This window comes from Streptomyces sp. DH10 (assembly GCF_029813805.1).
GTDB classification, from domain to species: domain Bacteria; phylum Actinomycetota; class Actinomycetes; order Streptomycetales; family Streptomycetaceae; genus Streptomyces; species Streptomyces coeruleofuscus.
The window spans coordinates 36,774-61,763 of record NZ_JARVKU010000005.1 but is presented as its reverse complement, the minus strand read 5'-3'; the positions used below and the strand labels follow the sequence as shown (position 1 = coordinate 61,763).

Genomic DNA, 24,990 nt, shown 5'->3' with positions numbered 1-24,990 from the left:
CGAGGTCCGAAGCGGTGGGGGCTCACACCTCCCACAAGGTCACCGCCCAAGCGGCCACCGGGCTGTTGTTGAGCACGAGCACCAGGTCACCCTGGTCCAGTTCGCCGCTCTCCAGCAGGGCGTTGAGGTTCAGCACCACGTCGGCGGCGCCCAGGTGGCCGTACTCGGCGAGGTGCCGGCCGCAGACGGGGTGGATGGGCAGGCCGAGCAGCGAGGTGTAGAAGTCGTAGGCGGAGGCGGTGACGTTCTGCATCAGCGTGACCTTGATCCGCTCCCGGTCCGCCCCGGCGTCCGCGAGGACCTGGTCCACCATCGCGCCGAGCCTGCGCGAGCTGAGGGTGGCGAGCTGGAAGCGGTAGCGCGACGAGTCCTGGCACACCTCGCGCCACTCGTACCAGGGGGTTTCCTTGTAGTCGACGCGGAACAGGTCGTGGAAGCTGCCGTCGGCCTGCTCGCGATGGGCCCGCAGGACCGGCCGGCCGCCACGGACCATGGTCATGGCGTACGCGCCGTCGCCGACGACCGTGACGGGGACGCGGATGCGGTCGACTCCGGTGGGCCGGCTGGCGTGCGCGATGACGACCTGCTCGCGGCCGGGGTCGGCGAGCAGCAGATCCCTGGCGAGCGCCCAGGCGGTGCTGGATCCGGTGCAGCCCAGCCCTTCGACGGTGAAGGGGAACGCGGAGTTCAGCTTCGCCTCGCTCTGCACCCGGCCGGCGTCCGAGCCCAGCAGCACGTCCGGTGCCCGCGGCGCCACGAGCAGCAGGACGTCCGGTTCCCCCGGATACGCCTCGAACAGTTCCCGGCAGGCCCGCGCGGCGAGCGGCGCCTGCTCGGTCTCGTCGAAGACGCCGACGGTCCGCACCCCGCTTCCCCGGGCGAAGTCCGCCGCGGCGGTGTCCAGCATCGCGAACTCGGGGAGGTCCTCGACGGCCACCTTGGTGTCGGGCAGCACACAGTGGATCGCACCGATGCCGATGTCCGTACCGCTGTTCATGCGGCGCTCCCTTCAGCGGCCCGCTCGGCGGTCAGGGCGACCGGCAGGCCCCTGTAGCCGTTGACGAAGTTGGAGAAGAGCCGCAAGGGCGGGCCCTCCAGGCCGATGCCGGCCACCTGGACGCGCAGCGCGTCGAGCATGGCGTTCACATGGACGCGGCCGAGGAAGGCACCGAGGCAGAAGTGCGGGCCGTGACCGAAGGCGACGTGCTTGTTGGGGGTCCGGGCCAGGTCGAAGACGTCCGGGTCGGTGAAGACGGTCTCGTCGAGGTTCGCCGAACTGTTCCACAGGCTGACCACGTCGCCTGCCTTGATCGTCTGGTCGCGCAGCGGTACGTCCACCAGGGCACGGCGGCCGAAGTGCATGGCGGGGGTGGTCCAGCGCAACACCTCCTCCGTGGCGCTGTCGACGCTCACCGCGCCGGACTTCAGGGCCCGCCACTGCTCGGGGTGTTCGGCCAGGGCGATCAGGCCGCCGACGGAGGACATCCGGCTGGACTCGTCGCCGCCCAGGATCAGGCTGTAGCAGTTGAAGACGATCTCGTCCTCGGTCAGCGGCTCGCCGTCGACGGTGGCCGTGGCGAGGGCGCTGATCACGTCGTCGCCCGGGTGACGACGGCGACGGGCGGCCAGGTCGGAGAAATACATCAGGATCTCGTTGCGCGCGAGCCACTCCTCCATCTCGCTGTCGTCGGCGCTGTGCCGGGAGAGCGTCATGGTGTTCCAGGCGACGAGCTGCTCGCGGTCCTCCGGCGGGATGTCCATGAGGTCGCCGATGGTGTTGATGGGGATGTGGTCGGCCACGTCGGTGACGAAGTCCAGCTCACCGTGGGCCAGGGCTTCGGCGACCAGGGCCCGGGTGCGCCGGTGCACGCCCGCCACCACCGGCTCCAGCACCCGGGGCGAGAAGGACTTGAGCATCAGGTTGCGGATCTCGCGGTGCCGGGGGCCGTCGGTGACGGCGAGCATCTTGCGCGAGGCCGAGTCCTCCCCCTGGAGCAGGGTCGCCAGGACGTTGCCCCGCTCGGAGGTGAACCGCTTGTTGTCGCGGTAGAGGGTGACGACGTCGTCGTAGGTGGAGATCACCCAGAATCCGGGGCCGCGTTCGGTGGCCCGGTGGCGGAAGACGGGCTGTTCCTTGCGGAACCTGCGCCACATGTCCGGGAGGTCCACGTCGAGGAAGGTCTGCGGGTCGGTGAGGTCCACCGTGGCCAGGTCGTCCACGGTCTGCCGTGCTGGGGTGGTCATGTTCTCTCCAGGGGTCAGGCGCCCGCAGTGCGGTAGCGGCGGAGGCTCACCAGTGAGCAGAGGGCGAGGAGCAGACCGAGGGACACCCCGGCCACCAGCCAGGGGTGTTCGGCGGGGTAGCTGCCGCCGGTGCCTGCGGGGTTGCCCCACAGCCGGCGGCAGCAGGCGATCACGGCGCTGACCGGATTCCACTCCGCGACCGGCCGGATCAGGGACGGGATGTTCTGCGGGGCCAGGAACGCGTTGGACAGGAAGGGCAGCACGATCACCACGAAGGGCGTGATCACACTGATCGTCTCCACGTTGCGCAGGGTCAGCGCGAACAGCACGCCCAGCCACAGCATCGCGTAGACGAACACGGCGATCAGCGCGAAGCCGGCGAGCACGGACCAGGGCCCGTTGTGCGGGCGCCAGCCCAGCAGCAGTCCGGCGCCGGTGACGACGGCCAGCCCCAGCAACCCCACCAGGAGGTCGGCGAGGGTGTGCCCGAAGAGCACCGCGGAGCGGCTGATCGGCAGCGAGCGGAACCGGTCGGTCATGCCGCCGTGCAGGTCCAGCGCCACGGAGATCGCGGTGGGCCCCACGCAGGCGAGGGCCACCTGGACGGCGCCGCCGGCGAAGACGTACTCCCCGTACGTGCCTCCGGCCGGCAGCGTGATGGAGTCCCGGAACAGGTAGCCGAGCATCACCATGCTCACCAGCGGGCTGAGCGCCACGCCCAGCACCCGGGCGGGCGCCCGCCGCAGGTGCCGCAGCCGGCGGCCGGTCACGGCGGCGACCTCGGTGAGGAGCGCCGCCACGGGGGCGGGCCGGGGGGCGACGGCGGCCGTCATGACTGCCCGCCCTGGTTCTCGGCGGTCTCGGCGTGCCAGCGGGCCAGTTCGGCGGTGACGGCCGGGCCGATCTCCCGCAGGGGTCCGTCGCTCATCATCTCGTCGTGCGTGCAGGCGAGGTGCTGGACGTCCATCGGCCCGTCGAAGACCGGCTCCCACAGCCCGGGCTTGTTCGCCCGCTCGCCGTCGGAGAGCGGGGACTCGGAGACGAAGAGCTGCATCCTTCCGTCGTAACGGCCCGGCGCGTACCGGGACTTCAACGTCTGGTGATGGCTCATCAGGTCGATCATCGCGGCCATCCGCCGCTCCCCCATCCGCGCCAGCGGGCTGTCGTCGCGGCGCAGGGTCTCGAAGATGTCCTGGACGGTCAGGTCCCGGTCGCCGAACTCGGAGCGGTGGTGTCCGATGCCCTCCAGCAGCCAGGCGTAGAGCGACTGCTCCTCGCGGTCGTCGGGGATTCCGGTGCGTGGGTAGGCATCGAGGACGGAGAGCACGCCGACCTCCTCGCCGGCGGCCCGCAACTGGACGGCCATCTCGTAGACGATCGTGCCGCCGAACGACCAGCCGAGCAGGTGATACGGGCCCTCGGGCCGAACCTCCTTGATCATCCGGATGTAGTCGGTGGCGATCTCCTCGACCGACCCGGGCAGCGGCGCGAAGTCCACCACGCAGGGGGCCTGGATGCCGTAGATCGGGTGCTCGGCACCGATGTGCCGGGCGAGCGGCAGGTACGGCAGGCTGAAGCCGACGCCGCTGTGCACGCAGAACACCGGCGGCAGGCTGCCGGTCGGCCTGATGCACAGCATCGCGCTGAACGGATCGGCCATGTCGGGCTTCGCCGGGGCGGCGAGCGCCTGCGACATCACCTCCGCGCCACTGCGGTGCTCCGGCCCGTCGGCGTCGGCGACCGGGCCGCCACGGCAGACCTCGGCGAGTTCCGCCACGCTCTGGTGCACGAAGACGTCGGCGACGGTGACGTCCAGACCGGCCTTGCGCGCCCCGCTGACCAGCAGCAGGGACTTCATGCTGTCCATGCCGGCGTCGAAGACGCTCTGCTCGACCCCGATCCGTGTCAGCCCCAGCACCTCGGTGACGACGTCGTGCAGCACGGCCTCGGTCTCGTCTCGCGGTGCGGTCCCGGCCGTGTCCCGCGCCGCCTCCGGGGCGGGCAGCGCGGCCCGGTCCACCCGGCCGTCCGCGGTCAGCGGGAGGGCGTCGAGCACCACGAAGGCGGAGGGCACCATGTACGCGGCGAGCGCCGAGCCCGCGGCCCCGGCGAGCGCGGCGGTGTCCACGACGGCCCCTTCGGCGGGAACCACGTACGCCACCAGCCGGACGTCGCCCGGACGGTCCTCACGGGCCACCACCGCGGCCCGCTCCACCGCGGCCTGCGACGCCAGCACCCGCTCGACCTCGCGCGGGGCGACCCGGAAGCCGCGCACGCGCACCTGGTCGTCCGAGCAGCCCACGTACCGCAGGTCGCCGTCCGCGCCCCACTTCACCAGGTCGCCGGTGCGGAACATCCGGGAACCGGGCGGGCCGTACGGGCACGCCGCGAAACGCTCGGCGGTCGCCGCCGGGCTGCCGGCGTAGCCGCGGGCCAGGCCGTCACCGGCGAGGTACAGCTCGCCGGCCACACCGGGGCCGACCGGCCTCAGCCAGGGGTCCAGTACGTACGCCCGTACGTTGCCGATCGGCCGGCCCAGCGGCAGGACGCCGGTGCCGGTCCGCTCGCCGGGCTCGACGGTCCGGGACAGGGCGCCGACCGTGGCCTCCGTCGGGCCGAACTCGGTCACCACCCGCACCCGCGGGTGGGCCGCACGCCACTCGTCCAGCCGCTGGGCCTGCACGGGCTCGTCGGCGAGGACCAGTTCGCCGGCCGGCGAGCAGCCGTCGGGCAGTGCGCCCAGCAGCGCGAGGTGGCTCGGGGTGCCCTTGAGGAACGCGGCTCCGGCGCGCGCCGTGGCGTCGTCCGCGGTCAGTTCCGCCAGGCGCACCGTGCCGCCGGTGATCAGCGGCAGGAACAGGCCCGTGACCGAGACGTCGAAGGACAGCGGGGTGGCCAGCAGCGCCTCGTCGCCGACGCAGCGGTAGGTGTCCCGGGCCCAGCTCAGGTAGTTGACCACCGCGCGGTGCTCGACGACGACGCCTCGGGGGCGGCCGCCCGCGCCGGCGGTGTGGACGACGTAGGCCGGATGCGCCGAGCGCAGGGGGTCCGTTCGGTCGGCGTCGGTGAGGCCCTCGGCCGACGCGGCCTTCACCGCCGGTCCGTCCACCACCACCGGGGTCGTCCCGGTGGCCAGCATCCGCCGGGCGAGAGCGCCCGTGGTGACCACCCTGAGCGGCGTGGCCTCGGCGAACATCCGCTTGATCCGCTCGACGGGTTCGTCGGCCTCGACGGGGAGGTAGGCCGCACCGGACTTCAGGACGCCGAGCACCGCGACGACCGCCTCCGGCGACCGGGGCAGGGCGAGCGCCACGACCTTCTCCGGGCCGGCGCCGGCCTCGATCAGGTGCCGGGCCAGCTGGTTGGAACGGGCGTCCAGCTCCGCGTAGGTGAGGGAACCCGACTCGGACAGGACCGCTGTGGCGTCCGGGGTGCGTGCCGCCTGCTCGGCGAGCAGCTCGGGCAGCGTGGCGTCGGGCACCTCCCGGGCGGTGTCGTTCCACCCGGTGAGCACCTGGGCCCGCCCTTCCTCGCCCAGTACGTCCAGCCCGCTCAGCCGGACGTGCGGGTCGGCGGCCACCGCGCGCAGCAGTCGCACGAAGCTCTCCGCGATCGCCTCGGCGGTGGCCCGGGTGAACAGGTCGGTGCTGTAGCCGAGCAGGCCCCGCATGGAGCCGTCCTCGGGCCATTCCAGCAGTTGCAGGGCGAGGTCGACCTTGATCCGGCCGGACTCGACGAAAGCGGGGCGCACGGTGAGTCCGGGCAGCACCAGCGGTGCGTCGTCGTTGTTCTGCAACGTCAGCAGCACCTGGAACAGCGGATGCCGGGCGAGCGAGCGCGGCGGGTTGAGCGCGTCCACGACCTGCTCGAACGGCACGTCCTGATGGGAGTAGGCGGCCAGGTCGCTCTCCCGGACCCGGGCCAGCAGTTCGGCGAAGTCCGGGTCGCCCGCGGTGTCGGTGCGCAGCACCAGGGAGTTGACGAAGAAGCCGACCAGGTCGCCCAGGGCGTCGTCGGTGCGGCCGGCCACCGAGGTGCCCACCGGGATGTCGGTGCCGGCGCCGAGCCTGGTGAGCAGGGCCGCGAACGCGGCCTGCAGCACCATGAACTCGGTGGCGCCGGCCTGCCGGGCGATGGCCACCAGGGCGGCGTAGAGCTCGGCGTCGAGCTCGAACATGACCTCGCCGCCGGAGTTGCCGCTCACGGCCGGCCGCGGAAAGTCGGCGGGCAGGGCCAGTTCGTCGGGCAGCCCGGCCAGCGTCTGCTTCCAGTACGCCAGCTGCCGGGAGAGATGGCTGCCCGGGTCGTCCGCGGAGCCGAGCAGGTTGCGCTCCCACAGCGCGTAGTCCGCGTACTGCACCGGAAGCGGCGCCCAGTCGGGGGCCCGGCCGGCGCACCGCGCGCGGTAGGCGGCGGACAGGTCGCCCAGCAGCGGCGCCATCGACCAGCCGTCGAAGGCGATGTGATGGAAGACCAGCACCAGCACGTGCTCGTCCTTGCCGAGGCTGAACAGCCGTACCCGCAGCGGCGTCTCGCGGGTCAGGTCGAAGCCGAGGTCGTACTCGGCGGCGAGGGCGGCGTCCAGGCCGTCCTCGGACAGGGCCTGCACCTTCAGCTCCGGACCGGCGCCGGCGCCGTCCAGCACCCGCAGCGACGGCACGCCGTCGGCCTCCGGGATCACGGTGCGCAGCACCTCGTGCCGGCTCGCGACGTCACGCAGCGCCGCCTGGAGGGCGTGGGCGTTCAGCCGCCCGGTGAGCCGGAAGGTCATCGGCGAGTTGTAGGTGCCGGTGGAGCGCCCCTCCCGACGGTTGAGGAACCAGAGCCGCTGCTGGGCGAAGGACAGCGGCCGGGCTGCGTCCGCGGGGGCCGGTGCCAGGGCCGGGCGGGCCGCGTCGACGGTGTCCAGCTGCCCGGCCAGGGCGGCCACCGTGCGAGCCTCGAACAGCGCCCGGATGGGCAGTTCCACGCCCAGCGCCGTGCGGGCCCGGCTGACCAGCCGGGTCGCCAGCAGCGAGTGGCCCCCGATGTCGAAGAAGTCCTCGTCGATGGTGACCCGGTCCAGGCCGAGTACGTCGGCGAACAGACTGCAGAGGATGTCCTCCACGGGGTTGCGGGGCTCACGGCCCTGCGCCGCCGAGTGCGCGCTCGGCGCGGGCAGCGCCTTGCGGTCGAGCTTGCCCTGGGGGGTCAGGGGCAGCTCGGGCAGGGCCACGACCGCGGAGGGGACCATGTAGTCGGGCAGTTCGCCGGCCAGCCGCTCGCGCAGGCCGTCTGCGACGGCGTCCGCGTCGGCCAGGACGACGTACGCCACCAGCCGCCGGTCCCCGTTCTCGTCCTCGCGCACGGTCACGGCCGCCTGGGTCACGCCCTCCTGGGCGAGCAGCGCGGAGGAGACCTCGCCGAGCTCGATACGGAAGCCGCGCAGCTGGACCTGGTCGTCGGAACGGCCGACGTAGTCCAGTTCGCCGTCGTCCAGTCGGCGCACCAGGTCGCCGGTGCGGTACATCCGCTCGCCGGGAGGGCCGTACGGGTCGGCCACGAACCGCTGGGCGGTGAGGTCCGCACGGCCCAGATAGCCGCGGGCGAGACCTCCGGACACGTACAGCTCGCCGGTGACGCCGACCGCGGCCGGCGCCAGGTCGCGGTCCAGGACGTAGACACGGTGCGCGGAGGTCGGGCGGCCGATGGGGGGCCGGCCGGCGCCGGACAGCGGGCCGGCGACCGTCGAGCTCACGACGGCCTCGGTCGGGCCGTACCCGTTGTACAGCCGCACGCTCGACGCCCAGCGTGCGACGATCTCGGCGGGAACGGCCTCGCCGGCGACCGCGAGGCGCAGATCGGCGGGGAGGGTACTGCCCTCGGGCAGGCGGCCCACCACCACCGGCGGCAGACCCGCCAGGTTGACACGGGCCTTGTCGATGAGGTCGACCAGCGGCCTGCCGGGCGTGCGGCACTCCTCGTCGGCGATCACCAGCGTGCCGCCGTTGAGCAGCGCCAGCATGATCTCCCAGACCGACGCGTCGAAGCTGAACGAGGCGAACTGGAGCACCCGGGTGTCGCTGTCCAGCCCGAAGCGCTCGGTCAGGCTGCTGACCATGGCGAGCAGGCCCTGGTGCGCCACGGCGACGCCCTTGGGGCGGCCGGTGGATCCGGAAGTGTAGATGACGTAGGCGAGGTGGCGGGCGTCCAGGGGGGTGCGGCGCTCGGCGTCCACGACGTCGTGGTCGTCGTACGTCGGTCCGCCGGGCGGGCCGACGTCGACGGTGACGACGGCTGCCTGTGTCGGCGGGAGGACGGCCGCGAGCTCCTCCGTGGTCAGCACCGCCGCCGGACGGGCGTCCTCCAGCATGTACGCGATGCGGTCCGCGGGGTAGGCGGAGTCGACCGGGAGGTAGCCGGCGCCGGCCTTGAGGACCGCGAGCGCGGCCACCACCATCGTGGCCGAGCGCGGCAGCGCCACCGCGACCAGGTCCTCGGGGCCGGCACCGCGGTCGATCAGCAGGCGGGCCAGCCGGTTGGCGCGGGCGTTGAGCTCCGCGTAGGTGACCTCCTGGTCGCCGTCGACGACCGCGACGGCGTGCGGTGTCCGGGCGGCGTGCTCCTCGAAGACGTCGGTGGCGGGGCGCGCCGCGACCGGCGCCGCGCGGCCGGCCCAGGTGTCGAGCAGGAGGCGACGCTCCTCGTCGCCCAGTGCGTCCACGGTGCTCAGCCGTGCGCCGGGCGCGGCGACCAGCGCCTCGAGGACATGCACGAAGCGCCTCACGATCGCGCCGACGCCCTGGGCGTCGAACACGTCGGAGCGGTACTGCGCCTCCAGCCGCAGGCGGTCGCCGGGGAACACGCCGAGCGCCAGCGGGTATTCGGCGATCACCCGGGCCTTCCAGTCGAGCATCGACAGCCCGGGGACGTACTCGCCGATGCGGTCGAGCACACCGGTCGGGTAGTTGTGGAAGCTCACGACGGTGTCGAAGAGTTCGCCCGCGCCGGCGAGTTGCTGCACGTCGGCCAGGCCCAGGTGCTGATGCGGTTCGAGGGCGAGCTGGCGGGACTGGAGGTCGACCAGCATCTCCTCCAGGGTGGTCTGCGGGGTCAGGGTCACCCGCACGGGCAGCGTGTGCATGAACGAGCCGACCATCTGTTCCACGCCCGGCAGTTCGGCGGGGCGCCCGGAGACGACCGCGCCGAAGGTGACGTCCCGGCGGCCGGTCAGCCGGCCGAGGGCCACCGCCCAGGCGCCCTGCGCGACGGTGTTCATCGTCAGGCCGCGCGCATGGGCCCAAGCGGTCAGCGCCTGTGTCAGGTCCTCGGGCAGCTCCGCGGTCCAGGTCTCGGGCAGCGACTCGACCCGGGCGCGGTCCGCGGGGCCGAGCCGGGTGGGCTCGTCCACCCCGGCCAGCTCCTGCCGCCATGCCGCTCGGGCGGCCTCCTGGTCCTGCGCCCCGGCCCACTCGAGGTAGCCACGCACCGAGGCGACCGGTGGCAGCGCCGAGGTGTCCGCGCCGTTGGACCACAGTGTGACCAGCTCGTGGGCGAGGACGGCCGACAGGGACCAGCCGTCCACCAGGATGTGGTGGGCGGTCCACACCACGCGGTGGCGCTGCGGTGCCAGTGTGTAGACGGTGAAACGGGTCAGCGGGGCCTGTGCCACGTCGAACCGGCGCAGCCACTCCTCGTCGGTCAGCCGGATCATCTCGGCCTCACGGCCGTCCTCCGCGACGCCGGTCAGGTCGACCTCGTGCCAGGGCACCTCGGCGGATCCGGGGATCACCTGCACGGGGTCGCCCGCGTCCCGGTCGCGGAAGCAGGCCCGCAGGGCGTCGTTGCGCTCCAGCAGGGCCACCACCGCCCGGCGCAGCGCGGCCTTGTCCAGCGGCCCCTGGACGTCCATGAGGACCTGGAGGGTGTAGGCGTCCATCCCGTGCCGGTCGAACTCGGCCTGGAACAGCAGACCGCGCTGCAACGGCGACAGCGGCAGGATGTCCGTCAGTTCCCCGACCTCGTGCTCGTATGCCTCGATCTCGTCCTGGCCGACGGCGACCAGCGGGAACTCGGAGGGGGTGCGGCCGCCCGTCCCCGGGCGCCGGGCGTGTTCGGCCAGCAGGCGCAGGGCGCGGAACCAGCCCTCGGCGAGGTCCCGGACGTCCTCCTCGCCGAGCAGGCCGCCGGCGTACGTCCAGGTCGCCGAGAGCACCGGGCCCCCGGGGCGGTCCTCGGTGACCGAGACGACCTCGACGGCGTGGCGCAGCGGGGTGTCCGGGTGCGCGCTCTGGCCGGAGGCGCCGGACTCCATCTGCCAGGCCTCGCCGGCGCCGGCGGTGAACCGGCCCAGGTAGTTGAAGCCGATCTGCGGGACCGGCCGCCGGGAGAGCACGCGGGCGGTCTGCGGGTTGACGTGCCGCAGCAGGCCGTGGCCGAGGCCGTGGCCCGGCACCGCGCGCAGTCGTTCCTTGACGCGCTTGAGCGCCCTGCCGCAGCTCGCGCCGGCGTCCGCGAACTCGCTCCAGTCGATGTCACCGACGTCCAGGGCGACCGGGTACACGCTGGTGAACCAGCCGACGGTGCGGGAGAGGTCGAGCTCGCCGGGGACGGGTTCGCGGCCGTGTCCCTCCAGCTCGACCACCGTGCCGGCGGCAGCGGCGCCGTGCCTCCGGCGCCGTTCGGCCACCGCCAGGGCCAGGCCGGTCAGCAGGACCTCGTCGACCTCCGCGTGGAAGGCCGCCGGGACGGTGGTGAGGAGCTCGGCGGTCTGCTCGGCGGACAGCTCGAGCGTGACCTCGCCGGCAGTCGCGTGGGTGTCCCGGGCCGGGTCGAGGGCGCGGCTGCCGAGCAGCGGCTCGTCGGCGCCCGACTGCTCGGTCCACCAGGCCAGTTCACCCGCTCGCCGGGCGGTGCGGGCCTCCTGCGACAAGGCCTGTGCCCAGCCGCGGTAGGAGGTGACGACCGGGTCGAGCCGCACCGGGCGGCCCGGCGCCGCCTGGTTCCACGCGGCCTCCAGGTCGGGCAGCAGTATGCGCCAGGAGACCCCGTCCACGGCCAGGTGATGGATCACGATCAGCAGACGTCCGGTCCGGTCCGGGCCCGCGTCGAGGAGCACGGCCTGCACCATCAGCCCGTCCTCGGGCCGCAGCCGGCCGCGGGCGGCGGCGAGTTGGGCGGGCAGTGGGTCCTCGGCGGCGCCGGAGACGTCGACCAGGGTGACGGCGTCCGCGGCGGACACGGCACCGACGGGCAGTGTTTCGAGGGACCAGAGCCCGGGGGCCGGGACGGACAGCCGCATCCGCAGGGTGTCGTGCGTGTCCAGCAGCGCCTGCACGGCGGTCGTGAGCCGTTCGGCGTCCGTTCCGGCCGGTGTCGTGACCGTCACGTACTGGCTGAACTCCCGTGCGGGGTCCGGGAGTCCGGCGAGTTCCTCGCGGAGCTGGTCGACGATCGGGGTGGGCTCGATCTCACCGACGCCGTCCTGGGCGGCCGCCGGAGCCCGGTCCTCGACGGGCCGTGCGGCCGCCGCGATGGCCGCCGGCGTGCGGTGCAGGAAGACGTCGCGGGAGGTGATGACCAGCCCGGCCTTGCGGGCCCGGCTGACCACCTGAATCGAGCTGATGCTGTCGCCGCCGAGGGCGAAGAAGCTGTCGTCCGGCCCGACCGAGGGCAGCCCGAGCACGTCGGCCAGCACCTGGGAGACGACCTGCTCCGTGTGGCTGCGGGGGGCCTCGGACGCGGCGGCGGTGGCGGTGGCGGTCGGCGCGGCGAAGTCGGGCACGGGCAGGGCCTTGCGGTCCACCTTGCCGTGTGCCGTCAGCGGCAGCCGGTCCAGGGCCACGAGGGCGGCCGGGACCATGTAGCCGGGCAGGACCCGGGCGAGACCGTCACGGACCGCGTCGGCGCTCGGGACGTGCTGCCCGGCAGGCTGTTCCGCGGTCTGCTCGGGCACGTAGTAGCCGATGAGTCGCTTCTGGCCGACCTGGTCGGCGCTCGCGGTCACCACCGCGTCCGAGACGCCGGGCAGCGCGCGCAGCGCCGCCTCCACCTCGCCCAGCTCGATCCGGTGGCCGCGGATCTTGACCTGGTGGTCGCGGCGCTCGATGAAGTCCAGCTGTCCGTCGGCGCGCAGCACCACCCGGTCACCGGTCCGGTACATGCGCGCGCCCCGGCCCACGAACGGGTCGGGCACGAACGTGGTGGCCGTACGGCACGGGTCGGCGAGGTAGCCGCGGCCCACGCCGGCGCCGCCGATGAAGAGTTCGCCCGGTACTCCCTGCGGCACCGGCCGCAGTTCGTCGCCCAGCACGTACAGGCGGGTGTTGCGCAGCGGCCGGCCGATCGGGACGTACGCCCCGTCCAGGACGTCGCCGTGGCGGACGTAGGCGTGCGTCACGTCGTCCGAGCACTCGGTCGGGCCGTACATGTTGACCAGCGGGATCGCCGGGTAGCGGGCGAACCAGCGGTCGCACAGACCGGGGGCGAGCGCCTCGCCGTTGGAGATCATCCAGCGCAGGGCGGGCAGCCGCGGGGCGCTGCCGGTGGTGTCCCAGGCGTCGAGGGTGGCGCGCAGCAGGGAGGGGACCACCTCCAGTACGGTCAGGCCCTCGTCGCCGATGACTCCGAACAGCGCGTCCGGGTCGGCCGCGGTCTCCCGGCTCACCACACGGACCCGGCCGCCGACCAGCAGGGTGGTCAGGGTCTGCCACACCGTGATGTCAAAGGTCACCGGCGCGTTGTGCACGAGGCTGTCCGCCCGGGTCAGGGAGAGCTCCTCGACCTTGGCCAGCAGGTGGTTGATCATGCCTCCGCGCTGCACCATCGCGCCCTTGGGCTTGCCCGTGGACCCGGACGTGAAGATGACGTACGCCAGGTCCTCGGGGCCGCCGGCGACCGGCGGCAGGTCCTCCGGCGCGTCCTCCGCATCGTCCAGGACGAGCAGGTCGAGCTCCCGCCCGGCCTCCGCCGTGAGCCGCTCCGCCAGTTCCCGGTTGGCCGCGTCGGCCAGCAGGCAGGTCGCCGAGCTGTCGTTGAGCAGCGCGGTCAGCCGGGCGTGCGGCGAGCGGGCGTCGAGCGGCAGGAAGGCGCGGCCGGCGCCCAGCACGCCCAGCTCAGCGACCACGAAGTCCCGTCCGGGCTCGACCAGCAGGGCCACCGGACCGGATCCGGTGAGACGTCGGGAGAGCGCGCCGGCCCGGCCGGTCAGCCGGGCGTAGGTCAGGCTGCCCGCGTCGTCGGTCACGGCCACGGCGTCCGGGCGCTCCGCTGCCCGGGCGCGTACCCGCTCGACGACGCCGACGTACGGTTCGGGCCGCTCGGGGCCGGTGAGAACGCGGGTGAGCCGCGCCTGCTCGCCGGGCGCCAGCAGGTCCAGGGCACCGAGCCGGTCGTCGGCACCGGCGGTCACGAAGCGGTCGAGCCAGGCGATGAACCGCTGAAGGTGGTCACGGGCCTCGTCGCGGTCGTAGCGGCTCTCGTTGGCGCTGAGGTCGACGCCGACGCCGGCCGTGCCCTTGTCGGCGACGGTGAACTCCAGGTCGTCCACCAGACCGGTGGAGGGGCTCTGCAGGACGGCCTCGCAGGGCCCGATGGTCAGCTTCTCGATCTGCGGCATCATGTTGAGGAACGGGCCGAAGGGGCGCCGGTCGTCGCTGGCCAGGCCCATTGCGCGCCGTACCTTGCTGACCCGGTGGCGCTGGTGTCTGAGTGCCCCGGTGACCTCCTTGTGCGCGGCGGCGAGCAGTTCGCCCCGAGTCGTCCCCGGCCCGGTCCGCAGCCGCAGCGGCAGGTAGTTGACGACCATGCCGGGGATGTTCTGCAGGGTGCCGCCCACCCGGGCGGTGACCGGCAGCGACAGCATGACCTCGTCCGTCCCGGTCATCCGCTGGGTGTAGGCGCCCAGCGCGGCGACCAGCACGGTCTGCCAGGTCACCCGGGCGTCCCAGGCCACGGCCCGCAGCCGCTCGGCGAGGTCGTCGGCGAGGACGGTCCCCTCACGCAGGAACGACTGGGCCGGCTCGGCGTCCCGGCGGGCCAGGGTCACCGGTTCCGGGGCGTCGGCGAAGTGCTCCTGCCAGTAGGCCCGGTCGCGCTCCCGGCGCGGGGAGCCGACGTAGGCGGCCTCCGCCTCGATCAGTGTGCTCAGCGGGGCGAAGCGCCCCTCGTCGAGCGAGGTGCCCGCCGTCATCGCCTCGTAGATGGCGGACAGCCGCTGCCAGTAGATGACGTAGCTGAAGCCGTCGGACGCCAGGTGGTGGTTGAGCAGGCAGAAGATCGTGCGGTCCGCGGCGAGCGTGAACACGCTGAAGCGGAACAGGGGCGCGTCGCCGCCCACCGTGAAAGGCACCCGCAGGTCGGCCCGGATGGCGTCGTTGGCGGCTGCCACGGGGTCGGCGGCGCCGCTGACGTCGGTGACGGTCAGCGGCAGTTCGGCGAGGTCCTCGACGACCTGGCGGGGCTCGCCGTCGACCTCGAAGAAGCGGGCCCGCAGGCACTCCGACTCCTCGGCGAGGCGGGCCAGCGCCGCCGTGAACCGCTCATGGTCCAGCGGGCCCTTGATGTCCCAGTAGATCGCGGTGTTGTACGTGGCACCGCCGCCGGTGAGCTTCTCGTCGAACCAGATGTCCTTCTGGCCAGCGGTGAGCGGCAAGCCGGCCGTCGGCACACGAGTCATTGCAATCCCCTCGGAAAGGTTCACCAGGTCCATGCAGCCGTCCCGGCCGTCGCAGCGCGGTCAGCGCTCGGCACTCAAGGGCTTGGGGCCATGCATGAAGCGCTGCCTCCGGGCCGGCTGTCGTAGCGGGCAGGGCAGCGTCGTGATCGATGGTGGCCGAGTGCGCTGACAGCGCACTGACCGAGAACTGACGGTTCGCGGCGGCGGCTCGGTCAGCCGCAGCCGCCCGCGTGGCCGTCGTCGGCCGAGCGGCCGATGCCCACCGCGCCGGCGGTGACGGGTGCCAGGGACGTCGCGGAGAGCGCCTTGGCACGCAGGTGTTCCACGAAGGCGTCCAGCCGGTCGAGCCCCCAGAAGCGGGTGAAGCCGTGCACGAGGAACGGCACTCCGAAGACACCGTCCTTGCAGACCTCCATAAGGATGTCCGCACCCCGCTCGCGCAGTTCGGGGTCCTCCGCGGCGCTGGAGATCACCTCGGGATCGATCCCGAGCTCGCGGCCGACGTCCGCGATGGTCGCCGGGTCGCAGATGTCGCGCCCCTCGCCGAACCGGGCCCGGTAGACCGCGGCGATGTAGTCGTGGCCCCGGCCCTCCCGGGCCGCCACCAGGTAACCCAGGTGCGGGACCTCCCAGACGGGGTCGACGTCCACGGGCCAGTTCACGGTGATGCCGCGTGCCTTGGTGATCCGGCCGACGTCCTGGAGGACGTACCGGTTCTTCTCCCGTGACATGTCCGAGTACGGGAACCGTCCGCCGCGTTCTCGCAGCATCCGCGCGCTGCTGTCGTCCGGTTCGAAGAACGGCAGCCACTCCAGCCGTTCCACCAGGTCCTTGTGATGCTCCGTCAGGTCCTGGTACGCGAGCCAGGAGTACGGGCTGCGCAGGGAGAAGTAGAAACGTGGGGTCTTGTTCTTGGGCATGGAGCTCCTTACCGGTCAGACGACCAGGCCGCCGTCGACGCCGAAGACCTGTCCGGTGACGTAGGCGGCGCGGTCGGATACGAGGAACGACACGAGGTCCGCCACCTCCCGGGGGTGGCCGAGGCGGCCGAGCGGGATGCGCTCGGTCATCTTCCGTGTGTGCTCCGGCGCCAGCCCGGAGAGCATGTCGGTGTCGATGAAGCCCGGCGCCACGGCGTTGACGCGCACGCCGTAGCGTCCGGACTCCTTGGCCAGTGCCTTGGTGAAGCCGATGATCCCGGCCTTGGACGCCGAGTAGTTCGTCTGTGTCGCGTTGCCGTACACCCCGGCGACGGACGACATGGTGACGACGGTGCCCGCCCGGCGCTTCATCATGGAGAAGACGGCGGCCTTGCACAGGTGGTAGGTGCCGTCCAGGTTGGTGCGCAGAACGGCGTCCCAGTCCTCCTCGGGCAGCATCACCAGCGGGTTGTCGCGGACGATGCCGGCGCACGAGACGGCCGCGTGCAGCGGGCCGAGCGCGTCCTCGGCGTTCCGTACAAAATCCCGTACGGCGCGGGCGTCGGCGACGTCGACGCGGGCGGTGAAGACGCCCGCGCCCTCCTTCTCGGCCTCCTGGGCGGCCTCCCGGGCCGCCTCCTCGTCGGACCGGTAGCAGAACGCGACGTCGAAGCCGTCCCGCGCGAGCCCGGTCACCACGTGCCGCCCGATGCCCCGGGAGCCCCCGGTCACCAGCGCCAGCCTGCGGGCGTTCGTCTCCACTCAGCTCTCCTCGTTCGTCGCGGCGGCGAGCAGCGCACAGCCGGCCGTGCCGTCCCGGTCGACCGCCGTCACGAGGGCGAGCGCGCCGGGTGGGGTTTCCTGGTCGTCGAGCACCGACAGCACCGACGCGAGTTGCAGGCTCGCGGTCGCCGCGGAGGTGTCGCCCAGCAGCGTGCGGTTGCCGAGCAGGCGGGGCGCGGTCGGGCCGAGTACGTCCCCGATCGCGGCCTCCTCGACGCCGGCCAGGCTCCCGCCCGTTTCGGCAGGGGCCGCCACGCGCACGTCCTCTGCGCGCGCACCGGCCTGCTTCAGGGCCTCGCGTACGCACTCCGCCAACGCCGCGCGGGCGTCGGCCGGTTCGGCGAAGGCACGGAACCGGGTGGTCAGGAGGCGGGCTCGCACACGCCGGCCGGCGGCCCTGGCGTCCTGTGCGGTCTCCAGGAGGAACACCGCGCCGCCCTCGCCCAGCGGGGACGTGCGGTCGTCACCGTCCCGGCCGTGCCATTCCAGCCAGGCGCGCTGTTCGGAGTACTCCTCGGCCGCCCCGCACAGCACCCGCGCGCAGTGGCCGCCGCGATGCAGCCGGGTGGCGTAGCTCAGCGCGGTCAGCCCGGTCAGGCGGCCGCCGGCGATGGTGGTGTTCGGCCCCTTGATGCCGTGCCAGATGGCGCTCTGCCCGGCGGCCCGGTTCATCACGGTGTTCGGGAAGCGGGCCGGGTCGACGTGGTACGGACGCTCCCCCGCGAGTGAGTCGCGGGTGAAGTCCATGATGCTCTGCACACTGCCCGAGCCGGTGCCCAGCACCAGCCCGGTGTCCTCGGGCCGGGACGTCAGCTCCGGTCCGCCGTCGGCCAGCAGCAGACCGACGGCGGTCACCGCGATGGCGGTGACCCGGTCCATGGTGCGGGTGCCCTTGCGGCCGATGTGCTCGGTGACGTCGAAGTCCGGCACCAGCGCGCCCTCGGTGAACGGTCCCGGGCAGGCCTCCCGGTCGAGTGCGGTGATCGCGCCGCGGCCGGCCCGGATGCCCGTGCGGAAGGGCTCGCTGCCCACGCCGTACGGGGACACCGCCGACCAGGAGGAGAAGACCAGTGCGGACATCAGGCGGCCTCCCGGTGCCGGCCCAGGATGAGCACGGCGTTGTTGCCCGCGAAGGCGAGCGCGTTGTTCTGCACCACGGACAGCTCGGCGGGACGCGCCTCGTTGGGCACGCAGTCCAGCCCGCAGTCCGGGTCGGTCTGCCGGTGGTTGATGGTGGGCGGGATGAAACCCTCGGCGATGGACAGGGCGCAGGCGGCCGAGCCGAGGGCACTCGCCGCGCCCATGCTGTGCCCGACCATCGACTTGATGGAGACGGTGGGCGGCGGGGCGTCGAAGACCTGGCGGATGGCGCCCGCCTCGGTCACGTCGTTGGCCTTGGTGCCGGTGCCATGGGCCGAGATGAAGTCGACGTCCGCCGCGGTGATCCCGGCGTTGCGGTGGGCCAGTGCCATGCAGCGGGCGAGGCTGTCCTGGTCGGGTGCGACGGGATGGTGGGCGTCGCAGGTGAGCCCGTACCCGAGGACCTCGGCGTAGATGCGGGCGCCGCGTGCCCGGGCGGACTCCAGGCTCTCCATCACGAGGATGCCCGCGCCCTCGCCGGTGAGGATGCCCTTGCGGTCCCGGTCGAAGGGCTGGCACACCTCGGGGGCGATGGTCCCGAGCCGGTAGAAGCCGGCGAAGGTCTTGCGGCACACGGCGTCGGCTCCGCCGCACAGCGCCACGTCGACGTCGCCGGCCCGGATCGCGTCGTAGCCGCTGCCGATCGCGTAGTTGCCGGCCGCGCAGGCGGTGGGGATGGTCAGGGCCTCGACGTCGGTCAGGCCGAGCTCGCGGACGATGCTCGAGGAGAGCCTGGCGGCGTGGGCCCGTCGTACGACACCTGGGGAGAGGTGCTCCGGGCCCTTGTCGAGCTGTTCGCCGGCCAGCAGGTCGAGGTCGCGGGACTCCGCGTCCGTGGTGCCGACCGACACCATGGCCCGCCGGCCGCGGAGTTCCTCCGGGTCGATCCCCGCGTCGGCGACCGCCATGTTGGCCGCCGCCACGGAGAACTGGGTCGCCCGGCCCAGTTCTTCCGGTTCGATGGTGCGGATCCATTCCGCCGGGTCGAAGTCGGCGACCTCGCACCCGTAGGAGTGCGCGAAACCGGTGGTGTCGAAGGCCGTGATGGGCTTGGCCCCGCTCCGGCCGGCCCGCAGTCCGGCCAGGAACTCCTCGGCCCCGAGGCCGATGCTGGTGACCAGGCCGAGTCCGGTGATCACCACCTGGCGCGGCCGCTGATCGTTGTCGTACACCCTGTACTCCAGTCCCTCACGCCCGGCCCGGCCGGGCAGTGCCGGCTACTTGTCGGCCACGGCCTGGTCGACGACGGCGACGACCGCGTCGAGGTGGACGAGGCGGGGCAGCACGCTCTGGTCGAGGTCGATGCCGTACGTCCGCTCAAGCGTGGAGAGGATCTCGATGGCACCCATCGAGTCGGCTTCGTGGTCCTCCTTGAACCGGCTGGTGCCGGTCATGTCGGACGGCTCGATCTCGAGGATGTCGCAGATGATGCCCTTGATCTCGGTACGCCGTTCGGCGTTGGTGGCAGTAGTCATGCACACGATGCTGGAGCAAGCGGCTGACAGCCCACTGACCGCGAACTGACGCGGTGTGGCGGGGAGTTCCGAAGCGGCTCAGCCCGGGCCGGGCAGGTCCTGGGGAGGATCCGTCAGAAAGGGCTGGACCTCCCGGAAGCCCTCGGGATGGGCGACCATCCACGACCAGTAGCGCGGTATCGTGCGGGCGTAGGCGCAGTAGTAGCTGCGTACGCTCTCCAGCAGCGTCCCCACGGTCGACCGGCTGATCGACCCCGTGCGCCACACCAGCAGCAGCTCGCAGGTGTGGGCGTCCAAGATCGGGACGAGGCTGACGTCCTTGGTGGCACCGGTCGGAACGGTCAGCGCGGCCACGCCGGCCTCGCGGACCCAGCTCATCGCCTCATGGTGCCCGCGGACCCGGTGCACCGACTCGGGCTGCTGGTCGAGGAGATCGGCGAAGGCCGCCTTCTCGTGGTCGTGGAACCAGTGGCCGCGCGCGTAGCGGACCCAGGCGAGCGAACGCAGCTGGGCCGCGCCGACGGGTTCCTGCCCGGCCAGCGGGTGGTCGGTCGGCAGGGCCAGCCACATCGGCTCACGGACCACGACCGCCGTGCTGAGCGGCAGTTTCTTGACGTCGATCGACTGACGGTTCGGCGGGCTGGGCACGAGTGCCAGGTTGAGCAGCCCCTCACCGACCGCGCTCATCGCGTCGGCCGGGTCGACCGTCTCCGTCTGCACCTCGACGGAGGGCAGGCACGCGGCGATCGCGTCCCTGAGGGCGGGCGGCGTCCATTCCACGTTCCCGACGCGCAGCGTGTTGGTGTTCTGCGCGGCCACCTCGGCGAGGAGGGCGTCACCGCGCCGGGCCAGGTCGACGAGCATCGGGATCAGCCGTTCGCCGAGCGGAGTGGGCACCACGCCGCTGTGCGACCGTATGAAGAGTTCTCCTCCGAACTCGCGCTCAAGGCGGCGTAGTTGGGAGGAGAGGGCGGGCTGCGGAAGACTGAGCTGGATTGCGGCGGCGGATATGCTCCCGGCGCTCGCGATGGCGGCTACGAGTCGGGCATGCCGTAACTCGACGCGCATAGCGGACCCAGCCCTCCCCGTTCCCCCGTACACAGCACCGCGCGTTTCACCCCGGGCAGGGGCGCACGCACGACTCACCGTAACACCGGCGTTATTGAATCACGGTGTTGACGGATGGGGCGGGAATTTCTGCTTCCGGTCGATGGATCAGCCGGCGAGCATCAGGGAGCCGTGGGGCCGCCCGAGGACGTCGTCCTGATGGAGGATCGCCTCGTACACGGCGTGCAGGGAACGTCCCGGCTCGACGCCGAGGTCCTCGGCCAGGCGGCGGCGGGTCCGGTGGAACACGTCGAGCGCCTCCGTCTGCCGTCCGTCTCGGTACAGGGCCAGCATGAGCAGTTCGCTGAGGCGTTCGCGGCCGGGATGCTCGGCGGCCAGCTGACGCAGCTCCGGCACCGGCACGCGTTCCACGCCGACCGCCAGTTTCGCGGTGACCAGGTCCTCGTAGGCGGTGAGCCGGCGCTCCTCCAGACGCACGGACGCCGTCCGGCAGCGGAACCCCTCGCTGACGTCCAGCAGGGCCGCGCCCCGCCACATGCCCAGTGCCTGTTCCAGCACGCGCACCGCCATCGCGGGATCCTGGCCGACCAGGGCGGCGCCCCGGTCCGCGAGGGCCATGAAGCGGTGGGCGTCGACCGACTCGGGGGCCACGTCGAGCAGATAGCCGGTGCCGACGGTGCGCACGAGCTCCCGGCCCTCTCTCCCGGCCACGGACGCCAGGAGTCTGCGCAGCCGGGTCACGTTGGCCTGCAAGGCGTTCTTCGCGTTGGTCATGCGCTCGTCGCCCCACAGTTCGTCCACGAGCTGGTCGAACGGAACGGGCTGGGCCGGGGCCAGGGCCAGCAGGGCGAGCACCGAGCTCACCCGCTTCGATGTCACGCCCCAGCTCTGTGCGCCTTGAGTGAGGACAAGTGATCCAAGTATGTGGATCTCCACGTTTTTATACCCCCGTCGTCGTCTGATCCAATCCTTGCCCGCCTGGAGGCCGATGAGAAATACCAACCCTGCGGTTTTGCCATACCTGGCAGATATGACTGCGGAATGCGTCATTCCAAAACATGGTGCTGGGCCGCTCAGCAGGTGAGCGGCCCAGCACCTGGCCTTCCCGGGGGATTAGAAGGCCGTTCGGACGGCTGCCGGTGAGGGCAGCCATGGTTCAGACGCGCCCGGATTCCCGCATTCCATACGAGGAGATACTCACAGAATCAGCCGCTCCGGTCTGATTCGGTTGTGCCGACCGCATCCCGCGGGACGGCCACCAACTCGCCTTGCCCAGCAGGGTCAGGACCGACGGGAGGATCATGATCCGCACGATGAAGGCGTCGAGCAGGACCGCGGCGGCGAGGACGAAGCCCATCTGCTTCATCTCGACCAGGCTGAGGAAGACGAAGCTGGCGAAGACGGTGACCATGACCACCGCCGCACTGGTCACCACGCCCGCGGAGCTGCCGATCCCTTCCAGTACGGCCCTGCGGGTGTCCAGACCGCGCATGACCGCTTCCCTGATCCGGCTGACCACGAAGACCTGATAGTCCATCGACAGCCCGAAGAGGATGACGAACAGGAACAGCGGTACCCGGGCCCCGATCGCTCCGGTGGAGTGGAAGTCGAGGATGCCCTCCGCCCATTGGCCCTGGAAGACCAGCACCAGCAGGCCGAAGGCGGACGCCGCCGAGAGCAGGTTGAGCAGGGTGCCGATGACGCCGATGACCACGGAGCGGAAGGCCAGCACCGTCACGGCGAACGTCACCAGCAGCAGGAAGCCGACGACCAGCGGGAGCTTGGAGTTCTGGTGATCCAGGTAGTCGACGTCGCGGGCGATGTCACCGGTGACGTACGCCTCGGCGCCGGGCAGTTCGCCGACGGTCGCGGGCATGAAGTCGTCGCGGACGCGGTCGAGCGACTGGAGCGCCTGGGGCGAGCTGGGCCTGAACGGCACGGAGAGCATCAGGCTGGTGATCCGCCGGTCGTCGGACGTGCTGACCTTGAACTCGACGTCCTTGGCGAACAGCGGGTCCGCCTGGGCCCGTCGGCGCAGGTCCTCCACCGCCTTCACCACCTGCGGTGAGCGGTCCGCGTCGGCGCGCACCACCACTTGGTGCTGGACGAGCCTCTCCGGGAAGGCGGCGGTCAGCCGGTCGTAGGTCTGCACCGAGGGGATCTCGCGGGAGAAGGTGTCCCTCCCCAGCACGCTCAGCTTCAGGTCGAGGGCGGGCGCCGCCAGGCCCAGCATGATGAGTACCGAGACCAGCAGGGTGACCCCGGGGCGCCGGGTCGCGGGCCGCAGCAGCGCGTTCCACGTCCTGCTCGTTCCACCGTGGTCCCTGGTCCGCTTGCCATGGGCCGCGCGACGGGCCGCACGGCGTTCGGAGCGGTCACCGAGCTTGGCCAGCAGGGCGGGCAGCACCGTCAGCGAGCTGGCCATGGCGACCAGGACGACGATGATGGCGCCGGTGGCGATGGACGAGAAGATGACGTCGGTCGCGAGGTAGAGCGTCGCGGTCGAGACGATCACCGCGAAACCGGAGACCACGACGGCCCGGCCGGCGGTGGCCGAGGCGAGTTCCACGACGGCCTGCGAACTGAGCCGGCCGCCGGCCTTGGCCCGCTCCTCACGGTCCCGCTTCAGGTAGAAGAGCGAGTAGTCGACGCCGACGGCCAGGCCGATCAGCAGGATGATGTTGTTGCCGACGCCCGCATCCGGTAAGAGGTGCGAGGCGAGGCCGGACAGGCCCATGGCCGCGGCGATGGAGGAGAGCGCCAGCAGGACCGGAACACCTGCCGCGATCACCGAACCGAAGGCGATCATCAGGGTGATGACGGTGACCGGCAGAGTGAGCATCTCGGAGAAGGCGAGGTCGTCACTGCGCTGCTGGTCGAGGCCCTTGCTCATCGAAGGGCCGCCGGTCTCCTCCACCCGTACGCCGGGGTGGGCCTTCTGCACGGCCTCGGTCTGCTCGACCAGCGGACCGACCTTCTTGCGCGCGGCCAGTTCCTCGCCCGTCATGACGACCTGGACCATGAGGACCTTGCCGTTGCGGGAGAGGACCGGCTCCTCGACCCGGTCGACCTCCTGGAGCTTCTCCATCCGCGCCGTGACGTCGGCGGCCGCGGCCCGGGCCGCGGACACGTCCAGCGCGCCGGACGGGGAGTCGATGACGATCTGCTCGACGGGCCGGCGCTGAAGGCCGCCCTCCGTAGCGATCGCCTCCGCCTTCCCGGCCTTGCCGACCCGGTAGTCCTCGGTGGTGGCGCTGTTGGTCCCCACGGCGGCCGACGCTCCGAGGCACAACGCGACGAAGACGAACCAGCCCACGATGGCGCGCCAGGGGTGAGCCGCGCTCCAACTCGCCACCCTGACGGTGACCGAGCGTTTCTCCACTGTCTCCAGCCCCTTACTCACGTCGGCAATCTCTTCTACATGTAAGTCCGAGCTTACAGGCGTAAGAGCGTGCGTCAATCGCTCTTCACGCCATCTCCCCCTCGCCGGACGGCAGTTGGGCCACATCCGGCCACACGACACGGAACCCCGCCCCCCGGATTCGGGGGCGGGGTCCGTGTCGGCATCCGAAAGGCCAGGTCAGGCAGCCGTCGGGAGCTTGGCGAAGAAGTAGCTACTGGACGACGAGGTTTCCTTGGAGCCAGCGACCCACAGGGCGCCGTCCGGGCCTGTCGCCAGCGCCCCCACGGTCAGCGGAGCTGCCGACGGGCCCTCCGCCTGGGACCAGGCGGAGCCGTTCCAGCGCTGCAACGTCACGCCCGCCCCCGCGACCCAACCTCCGTGGTGCCGTGCGCCGCCAGCTGCGTGACCTCCGAGATGCTGGAGGAAGCCGGGTTCCGGGCGGACCAGGCGCTTCCGTTCCAGACGGCCACGGAACCCCTGTTGGCGGCCGCCCCCGCGGCCCAGCACTGGCCGCCCCTGACGAGCAGCGAGGTCACCTGACCCACCGCGGTGCCGAACGGAGCGGGCAGCACGGTCCACGAGGACCCGTTCCAGCGCATCACCAGCGATCTGCGTGCGCTGCCGGTGCCGACGGAGCCGGCGACCCAGACGTCGTTGGCCGCCACGACCTGAACGGTCATCAGACCGGCGGTGCCGAGCGTGCTCGGCAGGCTCACCGGGGCCCAGCTCGAACCGTTCCGGCGCACCACGGCCGGTACGTCGACCGACTGTGTCGCCGTGCCGACCACCCAGACGTCCCTCCCGGTGCCGGAGACCTGGCGGGGCCGGGCGAAGGACTCGGCTCCGGCCATGCTCTCGGCCCAGGCCGTGCCGTCCCAGCGCAGCAGCTGGGGCACGTCCAGCATCTGCGCCTGGTCCCACTTCTCGCCCACCGCCCAGGCGTCGGCTGCGCCGGTGACCGTGATGCCGTTCAGTGGCCTGGTGTTCGCGGCGAACCCTCTCGCGCTCCACGCCGTCCCGTCGAAGCTCCAGACGAGCGGGTCCTGCTGGATCGGGCCCATGGGGCCGTCCACGAAGTAGTCGACGGTCCCAAGGGCCTTGGCGGTGCCGTTCGGAGCGAAGCTGATCCGGCTGAACCTGTACCACGCGCTCGAACCGGGGGTGACCGGGAAGACCTGCCACCGCGTCGCACGGGTCGCGGCGGACGCCGCGCCGGGCAGCGCACCGCCGATCACCATGGCCGGTAGGACGGCCGCGGCGGACCGCAGAACACCTCGTCTGCTGACTGTCATCGTCTCTTCT

General features: G+C 72.2%; 14 protein-coding genes. All 14 read right to left on the bottom strand.

All coding sequences use genetic code 11. From position 1 onward, the window contains the following. Positions 1–22 precede the first annotated feature (22 nt). The 14 genes from QC385_RS12115 to QC385_RS12050 all read right to left on the bottom strand — a co-directional run bounded on the left by QC385_RS12115 (position 23) and on the right by QC385_RS12050 (position 24,980). On the bottom strand, positions 23–997 hold the full coding sequence (locus tag QC385_RS12115) for a 3-oxoacyl-[acyl-carrier-protein] synthase III C-terminal domain-containing protein (protein ID WP_279541295.1): 975 nt from the start codon (positions 995–997) through the stop codon (positions 23–25). Further along, positions 994–2,244: a cytochrome P450 gene (locus tag QC385_RS12110; protein ID WP_279541294.1), complete on the bottom strand. Its 1,251-nt coding sequence runs from the start codon at positions 2,242–2,244 to the stop codon at positions 994–996. Before QC385_RS12110 ends, QC385_RS12115 begins: the two co-directional genes overlap by 4 nt. A 14-nt stretch (positions 2,245–2,258) precedes the next feature. Beyond that, positions 2,259–3,077, bottom strand: coding sequence for an ABC transporter permease (locus QC385_RS12105; RefSeq protein WP_279541293.1), 819 nt, complete (start codon positions 3,075–3,077; stop codon positions 2,259–2,261). Beyond that, positions 3,074–14,899 (bottom strand): non-ribosomal peptide synthetase, encoded by an 11,826-nt coding sequence (locus QC385_RS12100; RefSeq protein WP_279541292.1) that lies wholly within the window; start codon positions 14,897–14,899, stop codon positions 3,074–3,076. The genes QC385_RS12105 and QC385_RS12100 overlap by 4 nt, the downstream gene beginning before the upstream one ends. Before the next feature lie 212 nt (positions 14,900–15,111). Beyond that, positions 15,112–15,819 carry a 2-hydroxychromene-2-carboxylate isomerase gene (locus tag QC385_RS12095; protein ID WP_279541291.1) on the bottom strand — a complete coding sequence of 236 codons (708 nt, stop codon included), beginning with the start codon at positions 15,817–15,819 and terminating at the stop codon, positions 15,112–15,114. A gap of 15 nt (positions 15,820–15,834) precedes the next feature. Then, entirely contained in the window at positions 15,835–16,581 is a 747-nt protein-coding gene (fabG, locus tag QC385_RS12090) for a 3-oxoacyl-ACP reductase FabG (RefSeq protein WP_279541290.1), read from the bottom strand. Next, a complete protein-coding gene (locus QC385_RS12085; RefSeq protein ID WP_279541289.1) occupies positions 16,582–17,682 on the bottom strand; it encodes a beta-ketoacyl synthase N-terminal-like domain-containing protein in 1,101 nt (366 codons plus the stop codon). It lies immediately after the preceding gene. Then, positions 17,682–18,914: a beta-ketoacyl-[acyl-carrier-protein] synthase family protein gene (locus QC385_RS12080; RefSeq protein WP_279541288.1), complete on the bottom strand. Its 1,233-nt coding sequence runs from the start codon at positions 18,912–18,914 to the stop codon at positions 17,682–17,684. The genes QC385_RS12085 and QC385_RS12080 overlap by 1 nt, the downstream gene beginning before the upstream one ends. A 45-nt stretch (positions 18,915–18,959) precedes the next feature. Continuing rightward, on the bottom strand, positions 18,960–19,217 hold the full coding sequence (locus QC385_RS12075) for an acyl carrier protein (RefSeq protein WP_279541287.1): 258 nt from the start codon (positions 19,215–19,217) through the stop codon (positions 18,960–18,962). Between the two features lie 78 nt (positions 19,218–19,295). Further along, positions 19,296–20,285: a LysR family transcriptional regulator gene (locus tag QC385_RS12070; protein WP_279541286.1), complete on the bottom strand. Its 990-nt coding sequence runs from the start codon at positions 20,283–20,285 to the stop codon at positions 19,296–19,298. A gap of 147 nt (positions 20,286–20,432) precedes the next feature. After that, a complete protein-coding gene (locus QC385_RS12065; protein WP_279541285.1) occupies positions 20,433–21,164 on the bottom strand; it encodes an AfsR/SARP family transcriptional regulator in 732 nt (243 codons plus the stop codon). A gap of 277 nt (positions 21,165–21,441) precedes the next feature. Then, complete coding sequence (locus QC385_RS12060; protein WP_279541284.1) at positions 21,442–23,688, bottom strand: MMPL family transporter; 2,247 nt, start codon at positions 23,686–23,688, stop codon at positions 21,442–21,444. Positions 23,689–23,865: 177 nt separating this feature from the next. Next, positions 23,866–24,042: a hypothetical protein gene (locus QC385_RS12055; protein ID WP_279541283.1), complete on the bottom strand. Its 177-nt coding sequence runs from the start codon at positions 24,040–24,042 to the stop codon at positions 23,866–23,868. Next, positions 24,039–24,980 carry a hypothetical protein gene (locus QC385_RS12050; protein WP_279541282.1) on the bottom strand — a complete coding sequence of 314 codons (942 nt, stop codon included), beginning with the start codon at positions 24,978–24,980 and terminating at the stop codon, positions 24,039–24,041. Before QC385_RS12050 ends, QC385_RS12055 begins: the two co-directional genes overlap by 4 nt. Between the last annotated feature and the right edge of the window lie 10 nt (positions 24,981–24,990).